This is a genomic window from Streptomyces tauricus (assembly GCF_014650955.1).
Taxonomy (GTDB): Bacteria; Actinomycetota; Actinomycetes; order Streptomycetales; family Streptomycetaceae; genus Streptomyces; species Streptomyces tauricus.
Window position 1 is genome coordinate 1 of record NZ_BMVY01000050.1, and the last position, 21928, is coordinate 21928.

Consider the following 21928-nt stretch of genomic DNA (forward strand, 5'->3'; position numbering starts at 1 on the left):
GCCGCAGGCGCCGGCCGGCGCGAGCGCCGCCTGCTGGCCGTGGGCGCTGCCCGTGGTCGGCGCCGGCTGCCGTGGGCGCCCCGGGCGCAGGTTCCCCGCTCCCCGAGGGGTGTCAGACCTCGTGGTAGAAGCCCACGTTCACGCTGCGTGGGCCCGTGCGGTCGTGGATGACCAGTTCGCCCGAGCCGCCCATGGGCAGCTTCGCCGTCCCGCCGTACGGCAGCGGCTGCTGGACCCCGCCGCCTCCGCCCACCAGCGAGAACCGCACCTCGGACGACGGGTCGTCGTGCGTGCCCCGCAGCCAGGTCACCTGCCAGGTCCCCTCGGGCCCGCACAGGAACTCCAGGTGGACCCGCGAGACGAACAGCCAGTCGTCGGGCGTGGCGAGGCGGCACGCGCCCCGGTCGCGCCCCACCCGCAGCACGGCACCCGGCTCGCTCGGCGCGTCGGCCATCTGCATTCCGGCCGTCGCGCCGGCGTCCGTCCCGGACACCGAGGCCATGGTGAGTTCGAGCACGTGCGCTCCTTCGTTCCCGCGCGTTCCGCGTTCCCGCGTTCCGACGTTCCGATTGTCCCGCGCCGGGACCTGTTCGACGCCCGGCGACGTATCGCCGCCGAATGATAGAGCGCCGGGGTGTACGACGTCCGGCACAGTCGCATACCGCTCCGCACGGTCCATACCGTGCGGCACAGTTGCATACCGTGCGGCACGGTCGCACACCGCTCGCCGGTCCCGCGCGGCATCCCGCACAATGGACGCATGACCGAGCGCAAACCTCCCGGAGTCAGCTTCGAGACGTGGGTCGACCGGCAGATCCGCGAGGCGGAGGCACGCGGCGAGTTCACCGAACTCGCCGGTGCGGGCAAGCCGTTGCCGAGCGGCCCCGACACGTCGTACGACGAACTGTGGTGGATCAAGCAGAAGATGGCCCGCGAGGGCCTGTTCGTACTGCCTCCCACGCTGGCGCTGCGCAAGGAGGCGGAGGACGCGCTGGAGCAGGCCGCCGCGGCGCCGTCGGAGCGGGTGGTGCGGCGGATCGTCACGGAGATCAACGCGAAGATCCGCGACATGATGTTCAAGCCGCCGCCGGGCCCGCCCCTGGGCCTCAAGCCGTACGACGTGGACGAGATCGTCCGCGCCTGGCACGAGCGCCGCGCGGCCTGACGCACGAGCGCCGCGCGGCCTGACGCGCGACGGCGACACCGGGCGGCGGCGGTTCACCCAAGCGCGTCCGCTCACCAGTGAGGAGGCCCCGCCCGGGCACTGTGCCCGGGCGGGGCCTCCTCACTCACGCAACTCGCCTGCCACGCACGCCAGTCGCGGCGGCGCGGCGGCGAGGATCAGATCTTCAACAGCCGTTCCGTCAGTTCGCGGTAGTCCTTCAGGGCCAGCCGCAACTGCTCCGTGTCGCCCTTGTCGTCGGCGGAGCCCTGCCAGGTCGTGCTCAGGGCGCGGCGCCGCTGGTTGACGGCGTCGGTGAACCGTTCGGCGACCTCCTGGAGCACCTGGTCCGCCTCCTCGACCGAGCCGCGGGGCCCGTCGACGAACCCGGCGACCGCGTGCTGCAGGCGCAGCGACCACTTGTCGCCCTCGTCGTGCGGCATGAGCCGCCCGCCGGAGCCCGCGCCGGTCCCGGTCCCCGCCCCGGCGTTCACCCTCGCCTCGGCGCCGAGGACGCCCTCGCGGGACGCGCCGGTCCGGCCGCCCGGAGCCGCCTTGCCCGTGCTCCCGGGAACCGTGCCCCCGGGAACCTTCCCGGCGCCCTCACGCGCCGGTGAGCGGTCCTGCTCCGGCGTACGCGGTCCGGTGGCCGGAATCCGACCCCCGACCATCGTGTCCTGGCCGCCGTCCCGGACGCGCTCCTGGGACGCCGTGTCCCGGCCGCCGAGCACATCGTCACGCGCGGCGGAACCGGTCCGCGTCGAGGCCTCGGGCCCCGCCGTACCTGCCGCGCCCGCCGTGCCCGCGCTGCCCGTGAGCCGCCCGGCCGCGGACCCGCCGCCGTGCCCCGCGCCGCCCGTTCCCGGTGTCCTGGTCACATTGCCCCGCTCATCGCGCTCGTCCCGCTGGTCCCTGGACGGTCCTGCCGCGGTGTTGTCCGGCATACGTCTCAACTCCCCTTCACATGGCGCCTGTTGAGCGCCCACGGCGCGTGCGAACGGCCGCGGGAGCTGTCGGTTCGAGTGGTGTCGGCCGCTTCCTCGCCGCCGTCCCTTTCGGCCTTCCGCAGCTGCGCCCTGTCGTCGCGCGCGGAGGTCGTCAGGGCTTCGAAGAGAGCGCGGGCCTCGACCAGGGACTCACGCAGTTCCTCGGTGTCGGCCCGGTCGGCGCCGGCCCCGTTCGGGTTCACGGCCAGGTGGACACGGCGGTAGCCGTTCACGTGGTGCGCGTGGTGCACGGAGAGCGCGGAGAGCTGCTCCTCGTAACCGTCACCCGTCGGGAAGCCTCGCGCGCCCGCGACCTCGCCGAGCAGCCGGTCCGCCTCGACGACGGCGTCGCGCGGCGAGTCGACGAACTGCTCCTGGATCGCGGTCCAGCGGACCGCGTAACGGTCGCGCGCCGCGGGGTCCAGCGGCTGCTCGCGCAGCGACCCGTGCCGCTGCACGCGCTCCTCCAGCTCGCGCTCGGCGGCCTGGGAGTCGCCGTTGTGCCGGGCGAGTGCCCGGTCGTACTCGGGCCCGAAGCGCCGCTTCAGGCTCTGCCCGCCGCCCGCCCCGCGGGCCATCACGAGCCGAGCGATCACGGCGGCGACGACGGCCACCACGATCACGATCAGAACGATGATCACGCCTGTGGACATGGATTGCCTTCCGGGTTCTGGGCCCAGCGGGCCGCTTCTTCCGTCGGGTTGCCCGGACTTCGGGTAACAAACGGCCCGTGGCCGGATCCACGTCATGAGGGCCCTCAACCGGGCCCCGGGTCAGCTCACTTGGCGAGCCAGGTTCGTCCGGCCGGTTTCGGCGCCGACTCCTCGTAGGGCCGTTCCGCGTCGGAACCGCACAGCTCGGAGTTCAGTTCCGTCACGAGCTGGGTGAGGTCGGTGGGCCGGTTCGGCCCCCACCAGTCGCCCAGCAGCTCGGCGAGGGACTCCTCCCGGGCCGCGGCCAGCTTCCCGGCCACCTCCCGCCCCTCCTCGGTGAGGACGAGGTCAAGACCCTCGCGTACGCCCAGACGCCGCTCCTCCACCTGGCGCGCGGCCGCGATGACGATCTGCAGGGGCACCCCGCTGTGTTCGGCGAGGGCGGCGGGTTCGGCCCAGCCGTAGCGCCGGATGCGCAGCAGCAGCCAGCTCGCGGCGGGCAGCAGGTCGTACCCGGCGCGGGCGGTGATCTTCTCGTAGATGTGCCGCCGCCCCTCCCTCGTGCCCAGTACGGACAGCGCGCGGCACACCTCGTCGTACGAGGAGCGCTCGACGGGGTTGCTGGCGAGCGTCTGGGTGGCGTCGGGCGCCGTCACCGAGCCCCGCAGCCTGTCCTCGCGCAGGAACCAGGCGAGCACGAAGCCGACGGCGGCGACCGGGGCCGCGTACAGGAAGACGTCCGTGATGGAGACGGCGTACGCCTCGACGACGGGTGGCCGGAGCGCGGCCGGCAGCTCGCTGATGATCTTCGGGTCGGATTTGAGCGCGTCGGCGCCCAGGCCCGCCGGGAGTTCCTGCCCGCGGAGCACGTCGGCCAGTTCGGTGCCCAGCCGGCTCGTGAAGACCGAGCCGAAGATCGCGACACCGAACGAGGCGCCGATGGACCGGAAGAAGGTGGCGCCGGAGGTCGCGACGCCCAGGTCCTCGTACGAGACGGCGTTCTGCACGATCAGGACGAGGACCTGCATGACCAGGCCGAGCCCGAGGCCGAAGACGAGGAAGTACAGGCTCATCTCACCCGTGGAGCTGTCGACGTCGAGCCGGTGCAGGAGCAGCAGTCCGAGGGCCGTGACGGCGGTGCCCGCGATGGGGAACACCTTCCAGCGGCCCGTACGGCTGACGATCTGCCCGGACACGGTCGAGGAGACCAGCAGTCCGGCCACCATCGGCAGCATGTGCACGCCCGACATGGTGGGCGACACACCTTGGACGACCTGGAGGAACGTCGGCAGGTACGTCATGGCACCGAACATCGCGAAGCCCACGACGAAGCTGATCACCGCGGCGAGGGTGAAGGTGCGGATGCCGAACAGTTTCAGCGGCAGTACGGGTTCGGCGGCGCGCCGCTCGACGGCCACGAACGCCACTCCGAGGACGACGCCGAGGACCGCGAGGCCGATGATCTGCGGCGAGCCCCAGCCCCAGGTGTTGCCGCCGAGCGAGGCGACGAGGACCAGGCAGGTGGCGACGGCCGCGATCAGGAACGTACCGAGGTAGTCGATCGTGTGGTGCCGGGAGCGGACCGGGATGTGCAGGACGGTGGCGATGACGGCGAGCGCGACGACCCCGACCGGCAGGTTGATGTAGAAGACCCAGCGCCAGCTCAGATGCTCGGTGAACAGCCCGCCGAGCAGCGGCCCGAGGACACTGGTCGCGCCGAAGACCGCGCCGAACAGCCCCTGGTACTTGCCCCTCTCCCGGGGCGGGACGATGTCGCCGACGATCGCCATCGACAGCACGATGAGTCCGCCGCCGCCGAGGCCCTGGAGCGCGCGGAAGGCGATCAGCTGGGGCATGTTCTGCGCCATGCCGCACAGCGCCGAGCCGATCAGGAAGATCACGACGGCGACCTGGAACAGCTTCTTGCGCCCGTACTGGTCACCGAGCTTGCCCCAGAGCGGGGTGGCGGCCGTGGAGGCCAGCAGATACGCCGTGACGACCCACGACAGATGATCGAGCCCGCCCAGGTCGCTGACGATGGTCGGCAGCGCGGTCGACACGATGGTCTGGTCGAGCGCGGCGAGCAGCAGCCCCAGGAGCAGCGCCCCGATGGAGACGAGGACACCGCCCTGCATGTGCGGGGGAACGGCGGTGGCGCCGCGCGAATGATCTCGCGGATGCCGGGCCCCGGCTCCGGCCCCGGGACCACCGGGGACCTCCTCGGGCACACCCCCGCCGCCCGAGCCCCCGTCATCCCGCCCGCCACGCCGCCTGTCGCCCCGCCTGCCACCCCTGCCGTGCGCATCCTCGGCCATGAAGACCTCCCGGCCACGAGAATCCCGTTCCTCTTCCATCCTGGTCGGTGTGACCGGTTATGGCCTGTTGGATTCGGCCAGGAGTTCGGGATTCCGGGGGTAACCGGGAGATTGTGTGGAGGGGGTCTGCATAATCGCTGGAGTTCGTACGGGGAAGGATCAACGACGTGAGCGACCGGAGCGGTCATATATGCCCGGAATGCGGGGCACCCAGGGAGTCGGGGGGCTCCCCGACATGCGGCTGCGCGCGCAGAGCGGCGGACGAACTCCTGGAGACCCGGTCCGCCGAGACGGCAGCCGCGGAGGACTTCGACCCGCTGCGCATACGCCCCTACGTGGACCTGGAAGTACCCGCGGAGGGCGCCACCCCGGACCCCGGTAACGAGCGGCCGACCATAGCGATCCCGCTGCAACGCTCCGCGTCCGACGCCCACCCGGACGACGGGCACGACGCCTACAACAGCCACGACGTCCACAACGGTTACGACGACCCCACGGCCGACCCCTCGGACACCCCCGAGAAGCCGAGCCGCCGACGTCGTTTCGTGCTCGTGGGTGCCGGCGCCACAGCGGTCGTGGTCGCGGCGGCGGGGTTCGCGAGCGGACTGTTCTCGTACGAGTCGCCGTCGCGGAACGGCGCGGCCCCGGACGACCTGCGCGCGAGCGTGCCGGACACGGCGGTGGACGAGCCGTCCCCGTCGGACTCCGAGTCACCGTCGGCATCGGCGTCGGCCTCGGAATCCGCGTCGGCCAGTGAGAGCGCGACGCCGTCGGCCTCGGAGTCGCCGAGCGCCTCGGCCACCCCGTCCAGGACGTCCGCGACGACGCGCGCTCCCTCGCCGCAGAACTCGGTCAGCACCACCCCGCCGCCCGCCGACCCGACGGACAAGGCGGGCCCGGCGGTGCTGCGCCGCGGCGACGAGGGCCCCGAGGTCACCGAACTGCAGCTGCGCCTCAAGCAGTTGGCCCTCTACGTGGGCGACGCGGACGGCGACTACGACAACCGCACCGAGAACGCCGTACGCAACTACCAGTTCACCCGAGGCATAGACGCGGACCCAGGCGTCTACGACGAACAAACCCGAACCCGCCTGGAATCAGAAACATCAACCCCCTGACCCCCGGGGGCACGGGGAACGGCGCAGTGTTTCGCCTTTCGCCCTCAGGGGCGCGGGGAACGGCGCAGTCCCTCGCCTTTCGCCCTTAGGGGCGCGGGGAACGGCGCAATCCTTTCGCCCCTCAGAGCCGCGGACAACGACGCAACCCTTCGCCCCTTCAGGGGCGCGGGGAACGGCGCAGTCTTTTCGCTTTTAGGGGCGCGGGGAACGGCGCAGCCCTTCACCTGCCAAGGGCACGGCGAACGACGCAGCCCTTCGCCTGCCAGGGGCGCGGGGAACGGCGCAACCCCCCACAACGCCCCCCGCCCCCGCACACTCACCCCACCCACAACCGAACTCCCCCGCCCTCCAACCCCTCCACTCGAACCCCCCGAAGATCCCGAACAACCGCATCAGGCCGATGAATCCGAGCCCGATCCCCCACCCCCACCACCCGCATCCCCGCGGAGCGCCCCGCCGAGATCCCCGCCCCCGAGTCCTCGAACACCACGCACTCCTCAGGCGCGACGCCCAACTCTGCCGCCCCCTTCAAGAACCCCTCGGGATCCGGCTTGCTCGCCCCCACGGACTCCGCGGTGATCCGCAGTTCGGGCATCGCGAGCCCCGCCGCCCCCATCCGCGCGGCGGACAGCCCCACGTCCGCCGACGTGACGAGCGCGTGCGGCACCCCCTGCTCCCGCAGGGACGCCAGAAACTCCGCCGCCCCCTCGATCGCCACGACCCCGTCCATGTCGGCGGTCTCCTCGGCGAGCATGCGCGCGTTGTCGGCGTAGTTCTGCTCCATGGGCCGGCTCGGCAGCAGCACGGCCATCGACGCGTACCCCTGCCGCCCGTGGACGACCTTCATGACCTCGTCCCCGTCGAGCCCGTGCCGGTCGGCCCAGCGGCGCCAGACGCGCTCGACGACGGCGTCCGAGTTGACGAGGGTGCCGTCCATGTCGAGCAGCAGGGCGCGGGCGGTCAGCACGGTCGAGGCCGTCATCGGCATGCTCCAAAGCGTGGAATCGAAACGTTGAGTCGAGGCGCGGAATCGAAACGCGACCCCACACGCGGAACCCACGCGCGGAATCCCGGCGCGGAACCCCCGCACGCGGAACCCCCGCACGGATCAGGACGCGAAAAGATCACGGCGCAGCCGAGAACCGAACCCCGCCTCCGAGAGACAAGGTGGCCCCGCCCGCCGGTCAGGGAGTGCGAACGGGGACCACTTTGTTCCCCCACGGTACAAAACAAAGAGTGATCCCGCCACCCACGCACACCGAACCCGCACAGAACCCGTTCCGAAATCCCCGTCGGACATCTTGTCCTGTCATGCCCACGTCATTAACTTCTCACCTGACGCACATCTCCCGGAAACCGGCCCCCGCGAGCATTCAGTGGTTCGCAGGTCAACTTCCCCCCACCCGTAGGGAGTTCGCATGCCGAAGGTCTACGCGCGTCGACGGCTGAGTCTAGTGGCCGTCTTCGCCGCTCTGATAGCCATGGTCGGGCTTTTCAACGGCCCGACCGCCTCCGCCGCCCTGCCCACCCCGGTCAGCGCCGCCACCGCCCGCACCTACCTCGCCTCGCTCACCGTGGCGACCGAGGACCGCACCGGGTACGACCGCGATCTCTTCCCGCACTGGATCACCATCAGCGGCACCTGCAACACCCGCGAGACCGTGCTGAAGCGTGACGGTACGAACGTCGTCACCAGCTCCGCCTGCGCGGCCACCAGCGGCTCCTGGTACTCCGTCTACGACGGCGCCACCTGGACCGCCGCCTCCGACCTCGACATCGACCACCTCGTGCCGCTGGCCGAGGCCTGGGACTCCGGCGCCGACGGCTGGACCACCGCGCAGCGCCAGGCCTTCGCCAACGACCTGACCCGCCCGCAGCTCATCGCCGTCACGGACAACGTGAACCAGTCGAAGAGCGACCAGGACCCGGCCGAGTGGATGCCGTCCCGCACGGCCTACGCCTGCACCTACGTCCGTGCCTGGGTCCAGGTGAAGTACTACTACGACCTCTCCGTCGACTCCGCGGAGAAGAGCAAGCTCACCTCGGTCCTCAGCGGCTGCTGACCCGGCCCCGGAGCCGTATCTCTCGCGATGTCTCATGCGACGGATCACGCGATCTCACGTGATCTGTCGCAGGAATGTCCCCACCGGCCTCCGTCGTTCCGTACCGTACGGGGCGACGGAGGAGGTTGATCACGTGGCGAGTCTGCGCCTGGGTCCATTGCTGAGGTATGTCGACGGCTCGTCCGCGACCGTCTGGGTCGAGGCGAGCCGTCCGGCCACCGCCGAGGTGCGCTGCGAGGGCGGCGCGGGCGGTGAGTCCCGCACCTTCCAGGTGTCGGGCCACCACTACGCCCTGATCCCGGTCACCGGCCTGACACCGGGCACGACCACCTCGTACGAGGTGCTGTTCGACGGTGAGCGGGTCTGGCCGCTCCCCGACTCGCCCTTCCCGCCCTCGGCCATCCACACCCCCGTGGACGACCACGAGACCGTCCGCGTGGCCTTCGGTTCCTGCCGCTGGGCCTCGCCGCCCGACGGCGAGAAGGACCCGGTCGGCCCGGACGCGCTGGACACCCTCGCGGCCCGGATCGCCGCGGATCCCGAGGGCGAGCGTCCGGACGTCCTCCTGCTGCTGGGCGACCAGGTGTACGCGGACGAGGTGTCCAAGGCCACCCGCCACTGGCTGGAGGTCCGCCGCGGCCTCGACCAGCCGCCGGGCGCCGAGGTCGCGGACTACGAGGAGTACACGCACCTCTACTACGAATCGTGGCTCGACCCCGAGGTCCGCTGGCTGCTGTCCACCGTGCCCAGCTGCATGATCTTCGACGACCACGACGTCATCGACGACTGGAACACCAGCGAGGCCTGGGTCTCCGACATGCGGGACACCCCCTGGTGGCGTGAGCGCGTCCTCAGCGGCCTCATGTCGTACTGGGTCCATCAGCACCTCGGCAACCTCTCCCCCGACCGCCTCGCCGAGGACCCCCTGTACGAGGAGGTCCGCGCCACGCCCGACGGCACGGACGCCCTGCGCGCCTTCGCCGCCCGGGCCGACGCCGACCCGGCCTCGGTCCGCTGGAGTTATCGCCGCGACTTCGGCCGCACTCGCCTCGTGATGGTCGACAGCCGTGCCGCCCGCGTCCTCGACGAGCAGAACCGCTCGATGCTCGACCCCGAGGAATGGGACTGGCTGCGCGCGCAGATACGGGACGGCCACGTACTGGACGAGCAGGCGCCCGAGCCCTCCGACGCCCCCGGCGCGTACGACCATCTCCTCATCGGTACCTCCCTGCCCTGGCTGCTCCCCAACCTCGTGCACGACGCGGAGGCGTGGAACGCCGCGATGTGCCGCGGCGAGCGGGGCGAGCGCTGGGCGCGGCGGGGCGAGAACCTGCGGCGGGCGGCCGACCTGGAGCACTGGGCCGCGTTCCCGTCGTCCTTCGACAAGCTGGCGGAGCTGATCGCGGAGGCCGGTTCGGGCCCCCAGGCGCCCGCGACGATCTGCGTGCTGTCCGGCGACGTGCACCACGCGTACATCGCCGAGCCGGTCTGGCGGGAGGATCTGCCGGGCCCCGACGCCCGCGTTGTCCAGCTGACCTGCTCCCCCGTCCACAACTCCATCCCGCCGTACATCAAGGTCGGCTTCCGGTTCGGCTGGAGCGGGGTGGGCCGGGCGCTCGGCCGGCGTTTCGCCCGGCACGGCAGGGTCGCGGCCCCGCCCGTGGACTGGCGGAAGACCGGCGGGCCCTGGTTCGGCAACCAGCTGATGACGCTGACTCTGAGCGGGCGTTCGGCCCGGCTCCGGCTCGATCACGCGCGTGAGGAGCGGGGTGGTGGGGCGCGGTTGCGGACGATCGTCGAGTCCGTCCTGAGCTGAACCGCTCCGCTGGCGGTGGTTGGTCGTCCGCGGGCCACGGTGGGAGTCGGGTGCGCGGTTTGCCGCGCCCCTTGCGGGGCACGGCATACGCCTATGGGACGGGTTGCCCGTGATGTTGGTGCTTGGTGTGCATGAGTCCCGTGAGGCATCCCACAACCGGTGTCGTTGATCCGCTCCAGGGGTCGGTTCCCGTGGTGTGCGGCGGCATGATGATGCGGACCGTCCGCTTCCACCGGGGCGGTGAGCCGCGTATGCCCCACCTGTCCGGGAGTCACACCCTTGTCTGCAGCGCCCGCGGAGCCGACGGAACCGATGGACCCGATCGACCCCATGGACCCGATGGCCCCCATGGATCCGATGGAACCCTCGGTACCGACTAGGACCACCGGGTCCACGGAACCGGGAGATCACGTCTCCGTGGCCCTGGTCGGCGCCGGACCGCGCGGCACCAGCGTGCTGGAACGCCTGTGCGCCTCCGCGCCCGAACTCCTCACGCCCGGCACGCGTCTGACGGTCCACGTCGTCGATCCGTCGCCGCCGGGCCCCGGCCGCGTCTGGCGCACCGCGCAGCCGCCCGAGCTGCTGATGAACACGGTGGCCTCCCAGGTCACCCTCTTCACCGACGACAGCGTGGACTGCTCGGGCCCGATACGCCCCGGCCCCAGCCTGTACGCCTGGGCGGCCGGACAGAGCGGTGGCGGGCGGCTGGACCCGGACGACTACCCGACCCGGGCCCAGTACGGCCGGTACCTGGAGTGGGTCTTCGGCGAGGTGGTCCGCGGGGCGCCGCCCGCGCTGCGGATCGAGACACACCGGGCGCGCGCGACCCGCCTCGACGACACCGCCGACGGCCTCCAGACCCTCGTACTCGACAACGGCCGTGTCCTGCCGGACCTGGCAGCCGTGGTCCTCGCCCAGGGGCATCTGCCGACCGTGGCGGACCGGGCGCAGGAGCGGCTGTCCGCGGACGCCGAGCGCCACGGGCTGCGCCACGTCCCGCCCGCCAACCCGGCGGACCTCGATCTCTCCTGCGTGCTCCCCGGCGAGACCGTCCTGCTGCGCGGTCTGGGCCTCAACTTCTTCGACCACATGGCCCTGTTGACGACCGGCCGCGGCGGCCGTTTCGTACACGACCCGGCCGGTACGCGCTACCTCCCCTCGGGCCGCGAGCCGCGCCTGGTGGCCGGCTCCCGGCGCGGCATCCCGTACCAGGCGCGCGGCGACAACGCGAAGGGCCCGTACGGCCGCCACCTTCCGCTCGTACTCACCCCGGAGGCCATCGCCGGCTTCCGCAAGCGCGCGGACTCGGGCGACGCCCCGGACTTCCTCACCGAGATATGGCCGTTGGTGGCGAAGGAGGTCGAAACGGTCTACTACGAGACCCTGTTGGCCCGGAGAGGCACGCGGGAGCCACAACCCCCGGTCGTCCCGACGGCCCCGGCTGCCCGAGCCGACCGACCCGCGCAAGCCGCCCCGGGCGTACGCGGCTTCCGTGAGCGGTTCCTCGGCGTTCCTCACCGGGATCCCCAAGAGGCTTCGGTGCTCGACGAGTTCGGGATCTCCGGGGCCGACCGCTGGTCCTGGGACCGCGTCTCGCGCCCGCACGGCGGCCGTGTCTTCACCGGTCCCGCCGACTTCCGGGGCTGGCTGCTGGCCCATCTGCGCGAGGACGCCGAACAGGCCGCGCTCGGCAACGTCGACGGCCCGCTCAAGGCGGCTCTCGACGTACTGCGCGACCTGCGCAACGAGTTGCGGCAGATCGTCGACCACGGCGGCCTCGCGGGGCCGTCCCGCCGGGAGCACCTGGACCGCTGGTACACCCCGCTCAACGCGTTCCTGTCCATCGGCCCGCCCCGGCGCCGTATCGAGGAGATGGCGGCGCTCATCGAGGCGGGCGTACTGGAGGTGATCGGCCCCCGCCTGGAGGTGCGGGCCGAGGACGGGGCCTGGGTGGCGCACTCCCCCGACGTGCCCGGCTCGACCGTGTCGGCGACCACGCTCGTCGAGGCCCGGCTGCCGGAGCCGGACCTGCGGCGCACCGCCGACGCGCTGCTCGCCCGGCTGCTGAAGACGGGCCAGTGCCGCCCGCACACCGTCGACGGTTACGAAACCGGAGGGCTGGACGTAACACAGCGCCCCTACCATCTGATCGACCGTCAAGGACGCCCGCACGGAAGGCGGTTCGCCTTCGGCGTGCCCACGGAAGGGGTGCACTGGGTGACCGCGGCCGGGGTCCGTCCAGGGGTGGACTCGGTCACGCTGTCGGACGCCGACGCGGTGGCGCGGGCCGTGCTGCGCACGGTTGCCGCCGAGGTCGGGCGGGGGGCCGAGGCGGACGAGGAACCACCTTCGACACCCGTATCGACTGAAAAACCATGGCCCAAAGTTGAACTTGCAAGCATTGAATAGGCAGACCTAACGTAGAGCACTCACTCGGTTACGTCCCCCACCGGTCCGCCATGGACCGTACCGACACCGAAGGAGTCATCCCACATGACCGGACGCCTCAACAGCGCCCAGCCATACGCCATCGGCCTGTTCCGCATCGTCGTCGGCCTGCTCTTCGCCTGCCACGGAGCCGTCTCGCTGCTCGGCGTCCTCGGCGGCCTGGACGGCAAGGGCGCCACCGTCGAGACCGGCGCCTGGCCCAACTGGTACGCGGCCGTCATCGAACTCGTCGGCGGCACTCTGGTCCTGCTCGGCCTCGGCACCCGTATCGCCGCGTTCATCTCCTCGGGCGCGATGGCCTACGCGTACTTCAAGGTCCACCAGCCCGAGGCGCTGTGGCCGATCGAGAACAGCGGTGAGGGCGCGGCCATGTACTGCTGGTCGATGCTGCTGCTCGTCTTCACCGGCTCGGGCGCGTTCGGCCTTGACCGGCTGATCCCCGGCCGTTCGTCCACGACGACCGGGGAGAACCGCCCCTCGGAGCCCGTCGCGGCCTGACTGCCGCAGTGACACCAGTGACGCCAGAGACGTCACTGCCGTGGTCAACGTCAGTGGCGTGGTGTCATCCGGCCCACCCGAAGGGCACGGTGAAGCACGCCAGCCGGGCGCCCGCGCCGCCCGGCTCGGCGTGCAGCACGACGGAGGCGGCCTCGCCGCGCCGGAAGTTCCAGTCGTGACGCGCGCTCGCCCCGCCCTCGCCGCGGTCGTCGGCGGTGAAGTCGAGCCACACCTCGTTCTCGGGATTGATCCCGGCGGGGTCCGTGGTCGGCCGGTGCTGATAGTGCCCGCCCGCCGCGGCCGGGTCGGCGCCGCAGGGAGCCCGGTGCACATGGACCCCGTACGCGTACCCCGCCTTCATCCCCCTCGCACGCAGCGCCAACGTCGTGGGCCCGCGCTCCTCGCTGTGCTGGCTCACCTCGATCCACGCGGCGGGCGGTACGAGTCCGGTGCCGTCGTACGTGACCGCCGCCGACGCGACGAAGGCGCCGGGCGGGGCGAAGCGGGCGTCCGTACGCATGCGGTAGCCGGGCGCGGGATCGGAGTCGGCGGGACCGGCGGCGTCCGAGGGGCCCACGGTGACCGCGGTGATCACGACCGAGGCGAGGGCCCCGGCGAGGAGCAGGGCGGTTCTCCGTACGACGGCGCCCGCGACGCCACCCATGCTGTCCGCGCGTTCTATGCCTGACGTCATCGTCGGTTCCGCTCCTTGGGCGATCGGCGCTCGGTGGCCCCTTTCTCGTTGGTACGGGACGTCCGCGCCGCCCGCCCCGGGGACGTGGCAGCCGGGTGAACATGGTGTGGCGAACCCACGAGCACCCTGTGGCTCTCCTGTCGCACCCGAGGCGTACGCTGTATGGCTGTCACAGGCCGCTCCTGCCGCTCCCCCGCGACATCGCGGCATACCGGCACGGTCCGGGCCTACGGGGGAGACACAGGGGAGTTTCGGTGCTTGAGAGTGTGGGGTCGCTGTCCGGCACCCCTTGGATCTACAGCCAATGGATCTATGCCGTAGTGGCGCTGTCGGTCCTGTTCGACGTCTTTCTGCCGGTACTGCCGAGCGGCGTGCTGGTCATCACGGCGGCGACGGCCGCCGCGGCGGGCACCGGAGCGGCGGTCCAGCACGTGCCGGACATCCTCTCGCTGATCCTCTCCGCCGCGACCGCGTCGGTCCTCGGCGACCTGGTGGCGTACCGGCTGGCCTGGCGCGGCGGCGAACGGCTGGACCGCGCCATCGCCCGCTCCCAGCGCCTGAGCGGGGCGCAGGAACGTCTCGGCGCGGCCCTCGCCCGCGGCGGCGGCCTGCTGGTCGTGCTCGCCCGCTTCGCCCCCGCGGGCCGCTCACTGGTCTCCCTCGGCGCGGGGGCCGCACACCGGCGCGTACGCGAGTTCCTGCCCTGGTCGATCCTCGCGGGCCTCGCGTGGGCCGCGTACAGCGTCGCCCTCGGCTACTTCGGCGGCCAGTGGCTGGGCGCGACGTGGCTCTCCTCGGGCGTCTCGCTGGTCGCGCTCTTCGGGGCGGGCGCGGGGGCGGCCTACCTGATGCGCCGCCCGACGCCGGCGCCCGTACCCGTACCCGCGTCGGAGCCGAGCCCGGGCGCCTGAGACCCGGCCGGAGCCGGCGGGACGTGCGGACTCGGCCTAGGACGTGCGGCCGGCCTGGCCGCGGACCTCCAGTCCGGCCAGCAGTTCGGCCGTGGCCTCCGCGACCGCGTCGACGGCGCGTTCGAAGACCTCGCGGTTGTGGGCGGCCGGGGCGCGGAAGCCCGAGATCTTGCGGACGTACTGGAGAGCGGCGGCGCGGATGTCCTCCTCGGTGGCCTCTTCGGGCAGGACGGGCGGTCGGAGTGTCTTGATGCTGCGGCACATACGTCCAGTCTCGCGCGCGGCACTGACATCGCGAGCGTTCGAGTGAAGTCACCCTTCCGAGTCCCCCAAAGAACTCGCATCGCAAAATCGAACAGACGTACCATTGGGGGGTGGCTGCGACCTACGACTTCCCAAGCGACCTCCTGGCCGGTCAGGAGGAGCTGCATCAGGTCCGGGCAGAACTTCTGGCCCTGCTGAAGCGGCTTCCCTGGTCGGTCGAGCCCCTGGACGGCTTCAGCGACGACCACGGCTGGCGCAAGGTGGAGCGCCCCGCCTCCCCTGGCTGGACCCCCGACGAACAGGCCGAGGTGGAGAAGCTCCGGGAGCGCGAACGAGAACTGGCGGTCTTCGTGACCTGCCACCGCTTCTGGTCGGACATCACACCGACGGAAAAGGTGGACGCCCGAATGACAATCAAACACACCCAACCAACAAACAACCGCCCCCCGTCATAACAGGGGCACACCCCACCCCCTAGGGGCGCGGGGAACTGCGCGAACGGCCCCCAGTTGACCCACCCCCCGCAGACAAGGCAAGCCCCACCCCCACCCCCCAGGGGCGCGGGGAACGGCGCAAACGGCCCCCACCGAACCCACCCCCGCAGACAAGGCAAGCCCCACCCCGGGAGGGAACCCCGCTCAAGCCCCCGCCCCCCGCTCCTCCCGAATCTGCGAAACAACCCCCGCAACAGTCCCCCGCACAGCCTCCAGCTCAGTGAGGAAGTGCCAGTAATCGGGATGCCGCCCCTCCAACGACCCGATCGCCCGCTCCAGCCGAGCCACCGAGTCGTCGAGCGGACGCGCCTGCCGAGGGTCGGGCGTGTTACGCCCGGCCATGGCGAGCCGCTGCGCGTCCCGGATCGCGAACCGCGTCCGCTCGATCTCCCGCTGCGGGTCCTTCGACACCTCGTTCAGCCGCCGCAGCCGATCCCCCGCCGCGGACACCGCCTCATCGGTCGTGTTCAGCAACGCCCGCACCGTCGACAGCAAGGCCGTCGCGTCGGCCCACCGCTGCTCCTCGCGCGCGACCCGCGCCTCCGCCAGCTTCACCTCGGCCTGCCGAACGGCCTCCGCGGCCTGGTCCGGCACCTGCTGCAGGTCCTGCCAGCACGCGGCCACGAACCGCCGCCGCAACTCGCTGAGCACCGGATTCACCTGCCCGGACCGAGTCGTCAGCGCCTGCGCGCGCGTACGCAGCGAGACAAGACGGCGGTCGATCTCGGTGGCCCGCTCGGGCAACCGCTCGGCCTCCGCGCGCACGGCCCCGGCGTCCCGGGCGACCCGGTCGGCCCGCTCCAGCGTCTCCGGCACGCCGTGCTGCCCGGCTCCCTGATTGAGCTTGGTCAGCTCGGGAGCGAGCGCGGCGAGCCGGGCGGCGAGATCGTCGGCCTTGAGCCCGGTGGCCCGTACGGCGTCGAGCGCGTTCGAGGCGGCGAGCAACGACTGGCGGGCGCGCTCGACGGCGGGAGCGAGCCGGGCGAGCTGCGTCTCGGCCTTCCCGAGCAGCGGCCCAAGCCCTTGTTCGAACCGGTCCAGCTCCTGCTTGACCCGGCCCAGCTCGTCCTTCGCCCGGGTCAGCTCCGTACGCGCGTGGGCGGCGACGGAGGCTTCCAGGTCGTCGCGGTCGAGGTCGTGGGCGTCGACGGCGCTGATGTACGTGTGACTGACCTCGTCGATGCGCCGGCCGAGCGCCTCGAAGTCGGCGACCGCGCGCCGGGCGGGCGGGGTGTCGTCGACGGCGGTGATGGTCTCGATGGAGATGCGCAGATCGCGCTGCGCCGTGTCGAGTTCGTAGAACGCGGCCGCCGCGGCGTCCTTCGCGGCCTGCGCCTCGGCCCGCTGGCTCTCGGAACGCCCGCCGAACCACCGCCGCGTCCCCCCGCCGGCGAAGGCGGCGGGCAGCACGAGCGCGACCAGCGGAAGCGGCAGCAGAACGAGCGCCACCAGGTCACGGCCGGCACGGAACCGGGGCGCTCGGCGCGGCAGTTGGCGAGGTACTGGCTGTGCGCACGGCACAGACGGCGTGTACGGCTGTGAAGGTGTCGCCGGTGTCGCCGTCACTTCCCTCTCCCGTGCTGAGATCCGTCCTGCCCCGGTGGTGGCCCCGATTCATTCTCCCACCAGGTAAGGACGAACACACGGGCCGGTTAGTTCGCGGTACGCACCGTGACTTTGCCGTCCTGGGTGTGGGCGGACACCACATGGGAGCTGCTGTTGTCCCGCGGCACCGACACATCCACGGAGCCGTCCTGGGCACCGGTCGTGACCCGGTACTCGGCGTGCGGCAGCCCGATGGTGAGCGAACCGTCCTGCCCGCGCGCGGAGACCCGGTCCGGAACGGAGGCGAAGTCGAGCCGGGTGGACCCGTCCCGCGTGTTCACCTCCACCCGCCGGGAGTCGATACCACTGCCGTGGACGGACCCGTCCGCGGTACGCAGTGTCAGAGGCCCGGAGACATCCTCGACCCGCACGGACCCATCGCTCGCCCGGATGTCGAGGGCTTCCTCGAACCCGGTGGCCCGCACGCTCCCGTCCTGATCCTTCACCGTCAGCGCGACCCCGCGCGGCACGACGATCCGGTGCTTGGCAGAACAGTCGGCGACCACGCCGGAGCAGTGCACCCGGAGCTTGAGGGTGTCGCCCTTCTCCATGCTCCAGGTGATGTCGGGGTCCTTGCCGATCGCGACGTCGGCCTTGAACCACCGGGTGACCTGGACCTGGTCCACGTCCCCCACGACCAGCTCCAGCGCCGAGTCGTCGGAATCAACGGTCAACGTCCGCCCGTCGATCGCGAACGACCGCGTCTCAGGTTCCTTGTCCTCATCAGCGCTGTTCCCACACCCGGAGGCCAGCAGCCCCAAGGCGACCACCCCCACACCGACGGCGGCCAGGCCCCCGCGACGCCCCCGCACACCCCTGCTCGTAGACCGCTGACGACCACTCATGACGGGACTCCCCCCAGCTGCGAACGCCCGGGGCCCCACCTGCGCCCCGAACACTTCGACCGTACGGACCCGTCCCCCACGGCGGGATCCGGGCCACTCCCGGATCCGGGGTGGGGTAAACCCCCGCACGGCCCCCCGGAACGGGTTTGCGGGGCACCACCCCGGGCAATGTAGGCTGTCGACTCGTCCCGGGCGCGTAGCTCAGTGGTAGAGCGCCGCCCTTACAAGGCGGATGTCGGCGGTTCGAAACCGTCCGCGCCCACCAGTCCCAGGACACGACTAAGGCCCAGGTCAACCGGCGTGATGCCGGATGCCTGGGCCTTGATCTTTGTCGGCGCGTTTTCGCCGCCGTGCCACTTACGTGCCAGAAGGATCCTGCGGAGGCCGCTTGACCTTCCGGATCTGCCCGTCGACGTAGTCGGCGATCTGGTGATCACGCCCGTTGACGAGGTGCTGATAGATCAGCGCGGCCCGCACGGACGAGTGGCCCATGCGGTGCATCAGCTCACGGGTGGTGGCTCCACCGGTCGCGGCGAGGGTGTTCCCGGTGTGCCGAAGATCGTGGAAATGGACGTCACCGAGGCCGGTCGAGTCGAGCGCCCGAAGCCAGATCCGTCGGAAGTTGTTCCGCCGCAGAACACCACCGCGGGCCCCGACGAAGACGAGCCCGGTCCGGCCGGCACTCGCGTACTCGGCGAGGTGATGGGCCAGCTCCTCGACGAGCGAGGCAGGGAACGCCACGGTTCGGACACCGGCCGCGCTCTTGGGAGCCTTGACCGTGAGGCCGTCGGTACGCGTCTCGGCATACGCGCGACGAACGGAGACGGTACGGGCCTCCAGGTCGATGTCACGGCGCTGGAGTGCGGCCAGCTCACCGAAGCGGAGCGCCGTGAACGCGGCCAGGAGGATCAAGACGCGGCAGTGCGGAGGAACAGCCTCGGCTAGCCGGTAGACCTCAGGCACGGACAGGAACGGCCGCTCGGTGTGGGTGACCGCCCCAGCGCCCTTGATCCGGCACGGGTTGCGCTGGATCAGTCCGTCATCCACGGCCGTGTTCATGATGGCGCGGAGTACTTGGTACGACTTGGACACGGTGGCCACGCCGACCCCGGAAGCGAGGAGGTCGGTACGCCAGCGCCGTACCTGCGGTGTGGTGATCTCCCGCAACGGAACCGCACGGAAGCTCGGCAGGATGTGCAGCTTGAGCACGCCCGCGTTGCGCTCCCGAGTGGTGGCGGCGTAGTCGCGATCTTTGAACCAGGACTCCGCGAAGTCACCGAAGATCACCGTGACGTCAGGGTTCTGCCAGTTGCCGTCGAGGATCTCGGCCTCTTGCTTCACGAGCCAGCGGTCCGCGTCGGTCTGCGTGGCGAACGTCTTGTCCGCGGTGCGCATCAGACCGTCCGGGCCCCGGTAGCGGGCCTGGAAGCGCCCCGAGGGCAGCTTGCGTACGGATCCGAAGCGGCGACGGCGCCCTTTGGCGTTGGGCATCAGGCCACCGCCTTGAGATGCGAGGTACGACCGGTGATCGGCTCCACGGTGTGCGCCGCCACGAAGGCGTCCACAGCACTTTCGGGGATGCGGACATGACGGCCGACCTTGACGAAGGTGATGCGCCGCTCGGCGATCAGGCGTCGAGGGAAGCGGGCCGTCGTGCCAAGCAGCTCGGCGACCTGGTCGACGCTGAGGTAGCGGTCTCTCATATTGCGGCTCCTTCCGTGGCGCGTTGGTCGCGTAGGGCTTCGCGTGCGGTTTCACGGTTGAGTTGCAGGTCGCGGGCGATGGTGGCGGCGAGTGCGGATTCGCCGGGGGTGTGGCCGTGTCCGGCGTATTGCCAGTCGGCCAGGACGAGGACGGTGTCCGGCTCGATGTCGTTGAGGCCGAGTACTTGGCGTTCCTGCTCGGCACGGAAGTCGGCACGGGCCTGCCGGAGCTCCCCGAGGGTGGTCGAGTAACGCCGGGACTTGGAGGAGAAGTGGCCGCGGAAGCCGAGCATGTGGGCCCAGGCCCAGAGGCGCCGGTCCGGATACAGCGGATCGAGTCGCTTGCACGCTTCGATCAGGCTGCGGGTGTGGTCGGGCACGTCGTGGCGGTCGAGTTCGGAGAGTTCGCCGATGCGGCGGTCGATGGAGCCGGTGTTCTCGGCGGCTTTGGTGGCGTACTTGGCGACGTACGAGGCCACGGCTTGCTCAGTGATGTCGGAGCCGTCGCCGAACGCCTTCACGGGCCGTACGTCGAGCTGAGTGCCCCACCGGAAGGCGCGGGCGGGCTCATTCTCGATGGCAGGCACGGAGACCGATGTGTAGGAGTGCGCCGCGGCGGCTTTGATGGCATCCGAGAGCAGGTCAGCCGATGCCCAGAATGGGGGCGGGGTGTCAGGTCCGTCCGGGCCGTCGATGCGGACCACGGCGTGGAAGTGCAGGGCGCCGCGCTTCTGGAACTCGGCGACCTTTCCGTACGAGAGCCGAGCGACCTCCTTGAGCTCGCGTTGGGTGAGGCCGGCGCGGACAGCGATCTCGCGGCGCAGTCGGTTGGTGAAGCGCTGCCACAGCTGTCCGGCGTAGTTGTTGAACAGGACGGCGCCCGCGTAGTCGTACGTCTTCGGATCGAGTGCCGTGCCGAGCACGGGGGCGTCCGACGGGTGGCGGGTGCCGCAGCGGCAGGTGCCCCGGTCGGGACGGTTGTGGACCGGTCCGAAGGACGGAGCGGTGAGGGTGGCGAAGACGCGGGGGTGGTCGCGAACGGTGGCGGGGATGTCTCGGCGGTCGTCCCCGGCCAGGCCCGCGCGGATGAGGTGGTAGGTGTCTCCGGCGTACGTCCAGGCGCAGGAGGGGCAGCGGGAGGCGCGGCGGTTTCCGCAAGCGACGCGGAGCCGTCCGCCGGGCTCGTTCTCGGTGGAGTAGCGGTGCAGGGTCTCGCCGGTCGTCTTGTCCTTGGCGAGTGTCCAGCCGGTGAGGTGGATCGGGTCGGCGCAGCCGCCGGTGCGGTGGATCTGGTCCTGCCAGCGGTCGAAGTCGTCGGCCGAAGCCACCCTCAGCAGGTCGCCGAGGGTGATCGGGTTGAGGAGGACGTCAGGCACGGGCGCCCTCCCCTGCGGTCGAGCGGCGGGAGGTACCGGTGCCGTGGCAGGCCGGGCAGTTGGCGGTGATGATCCGCAGGTGGCCGTGCCGGTCACGTCCGCCGAGGGTGATGGCGACGGAAGCATGACCGTTGCAGTTCGAGCAGATGTGAGCCTGCGGGTGGCTGTGCGGGGGCATGCTGGGGGGTTCCTTCCGGTTGCGAGATCGGAGAGGGGCACGGCTCCCGGGCGGCGGAGACTTGGCGGTTGAGGCCGCCCGGGAGTAGGTCAGCGGTGCTTCGCCTCGCTCGTGATGAGCGAGCGGATGACCAAGGCGCAGATGGCGACGGACGCACCAGTGATGGCGACCGCCAGGAGCATCGAGACGAGTACGGCGCCGACGACCAGGACGACGGCCATGCCGCTTCCGACGAGGGCGACGACGGCGCCAGGGGTGAGCTGAACAGTCGGCTGAGTCGGAGCAACAGATACGGGCGCGGGGGCTGGCGGGGTGTGCTGGATGATGGCCGTCGGCTCGATGACGACGGGCGGGGTGATGAAGCCGGTGGGCTGCGGCATGGACGGGATCTTCGGGCGGAACATCGGCGGATCTCCCTTCGGGACGGGTTACTTGACGGCGGTGTCGATGACCGGGGCGAGGAGGCTGTCCGCGATGAGGTAGCCGCCGAGCAGCAGCACTAGGACCAGCCAGAGCGGCGGGCGGATGAGCTTGACGCCGAGGTAGCCGACGGCGGCAAGGGCGAGCCAGAGCGGAACGTCCACGGGGCGGGCTCCTATCGGGCGGTGCAGCGGTGGGTACGGGCGGCGAGCTGGGCGGCGGTCGCGCTGCCGTAGTCGGCGGACCAGCCGCACCGGTCGTTCGTGCACACGGCGGCGTGCTTGGTCTGGCCGTTGCGGTCGCGGTGGGTGCCGATCTGCACGGGCCCGATCCGCATCACGGAGTGGAAGTGGTCGCGAGCAGGCATGTCGGTGGCGCT

General features: G+C 71.4%; 24 protein-coding genes and 1 tRNA gene. 9 read left to right on the forward strand and 16 right to left on the reverse strand.

Annotated features, from left to right (window positions below):
• Window positions 1-112: 112 nt before the first annotated feature.
• On the reverse strand, window positions 113-517 hold the full coding sequence (locus IE278_RS38650) for a hypothetical protein (RefSeq protein ID WP_189779692.1): 405 nt from the start codon (window positions 515-517) through the stop codon (window positions 113-115).
• A gap of 243 nt (window positions 518-760) precedes the next feature.
• On the opposite strand from IE278_RS38650, the gene IE278_RS38655 reads away from it, so the two are divergent.
• Entirely contained in the window at window positions 761-1165 is a 405-nt protein-coding gene (locus IE278_RS38655) for a DnaJ family domain-containing protein (protein WP_189779693.1), read from the forward strand.
• A gap of 176 nt (window positions 1166-1341) precedes the next feature.
• Here IE278_RS38655 and IE278_RS43130 read toward each other — a convergent pair whose 3' ends face one another.
• From IE278_RS43130 to IE278_RS38670, 3 genes are all read right to left on the reverse strand, one after another.
• On the reverse strand, window positions 1342-2106 hold the full coding sequence (locus IE278_RS43130) for a hypothetical protein (RefSeq protein WP_308434965.1): 765 nt from the start codon (window positions 2104-2106) through the stop codon (window positions 1342-1344).
• Window positions 2107-2111: 5 nt separating this feature from the next.
• Complete coding sequence (locus IE278_RS38665; RefSeq protein WP_189779694.1) at window positions 2112-2801, reverse strand: hypothetical protein; 690 nt, start codon at window positions 2799-2801, stop codon at window positions 2112-2114.
• A 125-nt stretch (window positions 2802-2926) separates the two neighbouring features.
• Complete coding sequence (locus IE278_RS38670) at window positions 2927-5116, reverse strand: DHA2 family efflux MFS transporter permease subunit (RefSeq protein ID WP_373312215.1); 2190 nt, start codon at window positions 5114-5116, stop codon at window positions 2927-2929.
• A 335-nt stretch (window positions 5117-5451) separates the two neighbouring features.
• Between IE278_RS38670 and IE278_RS38675 the strand changes: the two genes are divergently transcribed.
• A complete protein-coding gene (locus IE278_RS38675; RefSeq protein ID WP_246571461.1) occupies window positions 5452-6234 on the forward strand; it encodes a peptidoglycan-binding domain-containing protein in 783 nt (260 codons plus the stop codon).
• 316 nt (window positions 6235-6550) lie between these two features.
• Here IE278_RS38675 and IE278_RS38680 read toward each other — a convergent pair whose 3' ends face one another.
• Window positions 6551-7222 carry an HAD family hydrolase gene (locus tag IE278_RS38680; RefSeq protein WP_189779696.1) on the reverse strand — a complete coding sequence of 224 codons (672 nt, stop codon included), beginning with the start codon at window positions 7220-7222 and terminating at the stop codon, window positions 6551-6553.
• 430 nt (window positions 7223-7652) lie between these two features.
• Between IE278_RS38680 and IE278_RS38685 the strand changes: the two genes are divergently transcribed.
• The 4 genes from IE278_RS38685 (at window position 7653) to IE278_RS38700 (ending at window position 13059) form a co-directional block, all read left to right on the forward strand.
• Window positions 7653-8297, forward strand: a complete 645-nt coding sequence (locus IE278_RS38685) for an HNH endonuclease family protein (protein ID WP_189779697.1) — start codon at window positions 7653-7655, stop codon at window positions 8295-8297.
• Between the two features lie 133 nt (window positions 8298-8430).
• Window positions 8431-10113 carry an alkaline phosphatase D family protein gene (locus IE278_RS38690; RefSeq protein ID WP_189779698.1) on the forward strand — a complete coding sequence of 561 codons (1683 nt, stop codon included), beginning with the start codon at window positions 8431-8433 and terminating at the stop codon, window positions 10111-10113.
• 357 nt (window positions 10114-10470) lie between these two features.
• Entirely contained in the window at window positions 10471-12522 is a 2052-nt protein-coding gene (locus IE278_RS38695; RefSeq protein ID WP_189779722.1) for an FAD/NAD(P)-binding protein, read from the forward strand.
• Window positions 12523-12606: 84 nt separating this feature from the next.
• Complete coding sequence (locus IE278_RS38700; protein ID WP_189779699.1) at window positions 12607-13059, forward strand: DoxX family protein; 453 nt, start codon at window positions 12607-12609, stop codon at window positions 13057-13059.
• 64 nt (window positions 13060-13123) lie between these two features.
• Here the strand turns inward: IE278_RS38700 and IE278_RS38705 are convergent, their stop codons facing one another.
• The gene (locus tag IE278_RS38705) at window positions 13124-13723 is read right to left on the reverse strand and encodes a superoxide dismutase family protein (protein WP_189779723.1); all 600 of its coding nucleotides are present in this window, start codon (window positions 13721-13723) and stop codon (window positions 13124-13126) included.
• 284 nt (window positions 13724-14007) lie between these two features.
• On the opposite strand from IE278_RS38705, the gene IE278_RS38710 reads away from it, so the two are divergent.
• Window positions 14008-14664, forward strand: coding sequence for a DedA family protein (locus IE278_RS38710; protein ID WP_189779700.1), 657 nt, complete (start codon window positions 14008-14010; stop codon window positions 14662-14664).
• Between the two features lie 36 nt (window positions 14665-14700).
• On the opposite strand, the gene IE278_RS38715 is transcribed toward IE278_RS38710, so the two are convergent.
• Window positions 14701-14928: a DUF2277 domain-containing protein gene (locus IE278_RS38715; protein ID WP_189779701.1), complete on the reverse strand. Its 228-nt coding sequence runs from the start codon at window positions 14926-14928 to the stop codon at window positions 14701-14703.
• Window positions 14929-15038: 110 nt separating this feature from the next.
• Here IE278_RS38715 and IE278_RS38720 point away from each other — a divergent pair, with 110 nt between their 5' ends.
• Window positions 15039-15383 carry a DUF8825 domain-containing protein gene (locus tag IE278_RS38720; RefSeq protein ID WP_189779702.1) on the forward strand — a complete coding sequence of 115 codons (345 nt, stop codon included), beginning with the start codon at window positions 15039-15041 and terminating at the stop codon, window positions 15381-15383.
• A 183-nt stretch (window positions 15384-15566) separates the two neighbouring features.
• On the opposite strand, the gene IE278_RS38725 is transcribed toward IE278_RS38720, so the two are convergent.
• Window positions 15567-17009 (reverse strand): coiled-coil domain-containing protein, encoded by a 1443-nt coding sequence (locus IE278_RS38725; protein ID WP_189779724.1) that lies wholly within the window; start codon window positions 17007-17009, stop codon window positions 15567-15569.
• 65 nt (window positions 17010-17074) lie between these two features.
• Entirely contained in the window at window positions 17075-17872 is a 798-nt protein-coding gene (locus IE278_RS38730) for a DUF4097 family beta strand repeat-containing protein (protein ID WP_189779703.1), read from the reverse strand.
• Between the two features lie 190 nt (window positions 17873-18062).
• Between IE278_RS38730 and IE278_RS38735 the strand changes: the two genes are divergently transcribed.
• Window positions 18063-18137: transfer RNA gene (locus IE278_RS38735), tRNA-Val, on the forward strand.
• Window positions 18138-18229: 92 nt separating this feature from the next.
• On the opposite strand, the gene IE278_RS38740 is transcribed toward IE278_RS38735, so the two are convergent.
• The 7 genes from IE278_RS38740 to IE278_RS38770 all read right to left on the reverse strand — a co-directional run bounded on the left by IE278_RS38740 (window position 18230) and on the right by IE278_RS38770 (window position 21916).
• Window positions 18230-19363: a tyrosine-type recombinase/integrase gene (locus IE278_RS38740; protein WP_189779704.1), complete on the reverse strand. Its 1134-nt coding sequence runs from the start codon at window positions 19361-19363 to the stop codon at window positions 18230-18232.
• Window positions 19363-19575: a helix-turn-helix domain-containing protein gene (locus tag IE278_RS38745; RefSeq protein ID WP_189779705.1), complete on the reverse strand. Its 213-nt coding sequence runs from the start codon at window positions 19573-19575 to the stop codon at window positions 19363-19365. The genes IE278_RS38740 and IE278_RS38745 overlap by 1 nt, the downstream gene beginning before the upstream one ends.
• A complete protein-coding gene (gene repSA / locus IE278_RS38750; RefSeq protein WP_189779706.1) occupies window positions 19572-20951 on the reverse strand; it encodes a replication initiator protein RepSA in 1380 nt (459 codons plus the stop codon). Before repSA ends, IE278_RS38745 begins: the two co-directional genes overlap by 4 nt.
• A complete protein-coding gene (locus IE278_RS38755) occupies window positions 20944-21129 on the reverse strand; it encodes a hypothetical protein (RefSeq protein ID WP_189779707.1) in 186 nt (61 codons plus the stop codon). The genes repSA and IE278_RS38755 overlap by 8 nt, the downstream gene beginning before the upstream one ends.
• Before the next feature lie 89 nt (window positions 21130-21218).
• On the reverse strand, window positions 21219-21533 hold the full coding sequence (locus IE278_RS38760) for a SpdD-like protein (protein WP_189779708.1): 315 nt from the start codon (window positions 21531-21533) through the stop codon (window positions 21219-21221).
• Between the two features lie 24 nt (window positions 21534-21557).
• Window positions 21558-21713 (reverse strand): hypothetical protein, encoded by a 156-nt coding sequence (locus tag IE278_RS38765; RefSeq protein WP_107018476.1) that lies wholly within the window; start codon window positions 21711-21713, stop codon window positions 21558-21560.
• 11 nt (window positions 21714-21724) lie between these two features.
• Window positions 21725-21916 carry a mobile element transfer protein gene (locus IE278_RS38770; protein ID WP_189779709.1) on the reverse strand — a complete coding sequence of 64 codons (192 nt, stop codon included), beginning with the start codon at window positions 21914-21916 and terminating at the stop codon, window positions 21725-21727.
• Between the last annotated feature and the right edge of the window lie 12 nt (window positions 21917-21928).

What these genes read in the sequence shown, in the direction of transcription:
- IE278_RS38655 (WP_189779693.1), top strand. Translation starts at nt 761, where the DNA reads ATGACCGAGCGCAAACCTCCCGGAGTCAGCTTCGAGACGTGGGTCGAC.
- IE278_RS43130 (WP_308434965.1), bottom strand. Translation starts at nt 2,106, where the DNA reads ATGCCGGACAACACCGCGGCAGGACCGTCCAGGGACCAGCGGGACGAG.
- IE278_RS38665 (WP_189779694.1), bottom strand. Translation starts at nt 2,801, where the DNA reads ATGTCCACAGGCGTGATCATCGTTCTGATCGTGATCGTGGTGGCCGTC.
- IE278_RS38670 (WP_373312215.1), bottom strand. Translation starts at nt 5,116, where the DNA reads ATGGCCGAGGATGCGCACGGCAGGGGTGGCAGGCGGGGCGACAGGCGG.
- IE278_RS38680 (WP_189779696.1), bottom strand. Translation starts at nt 7,222, where the DNA reads ATGCCGATGACGGCCTCGACCGTGCTGACCGCCCGCGCCCTGCTGCTC.
- IE278_RS38685 (WP_189779697.1), top strand. Translation starts at nt 7,653, where the DNA reads ATGCCGAAGGTCTACGCGCGTCGACGGCTGAGTCTAGTGGCCGTCTTC.
- IE278_RS38695 (WP_189779722.1), top strand. Translation starts at nt 10,471, where the DNA reads ATGGAACCCTCGGTACCGACTAGGACCACCGGGTCCACGGAACCGGGA.
- IE278_RS38700 (WP_189779699.1), top strand. Translation starts at nt 12,607, where the DNA reads ATGACCGGACGCCTCAACAGCGCCCAGCCATACGCCATCGGCCTGTTC.
- IE278_RS38705 (WP_189779723.1), bottom strand. Translation starts at nt 13,723, where the DNA reads ATGGGTGGCGTCGCGGGCGCCGTCGTACGGAGAACCGCCCTGCTCCTC.
- IE278_RS38715 (WP_189779701.1), bottom strand. Translation starts at nt 14,928, where the DNA reads ATGTGCCGCAGCATCAAGACACTCCGACCGCCCGTCCTGCCCGAAGAG.
- IE278_RS38730 (WP_189779703.1), bottom strand. Translation starts at nt 17,872, where the DNA reads ATGAGTGGTCGTCAGCGGTCTACGAGCAGGGGTGTGCGGGGGCGTCGC.
- IE278_RS38740 (WP_189779704.1), bottom strand. Translation starts at nt 19,363, where the DNA reads ATGCCCAACGCCAAAGGGCGCCGTCGCCGCTTCGGATCCGTACGCAAG.
- IE278_RS38745 (WP_189779705.1), bottom strand. Translation starts at nt 19,575, where the DNA reads ATGAGAGACCGCTACCTCAGCGTCGACCAGGTCGCCGAGCTGCTTGGC.
- IE278_RS38755 (WP_189779707.1), bottom strand. Translation starts at nt 21,129, where the DNA reads ATGCCCCCGCACAGCCACCCGCAGGCTCACATCTGCTCGAACTGCAAC.
- IE278_RS38760 (WP_189779708.1), bottom strand. Translation starts at nt 21,533, where the DNA reads ATGTTCCGCCCGAAGATCCCGTCCATGCCGCAGCCCACCGGCTTCATC.
- IE278_RS38770 (WP_189779709.1), bottom strand. Translation starts at nt 21,916, where the DNA reads ATGCCTGCTCGCGACCACTTCCACTCCGTGATGCGGATCGGGCCCGTG.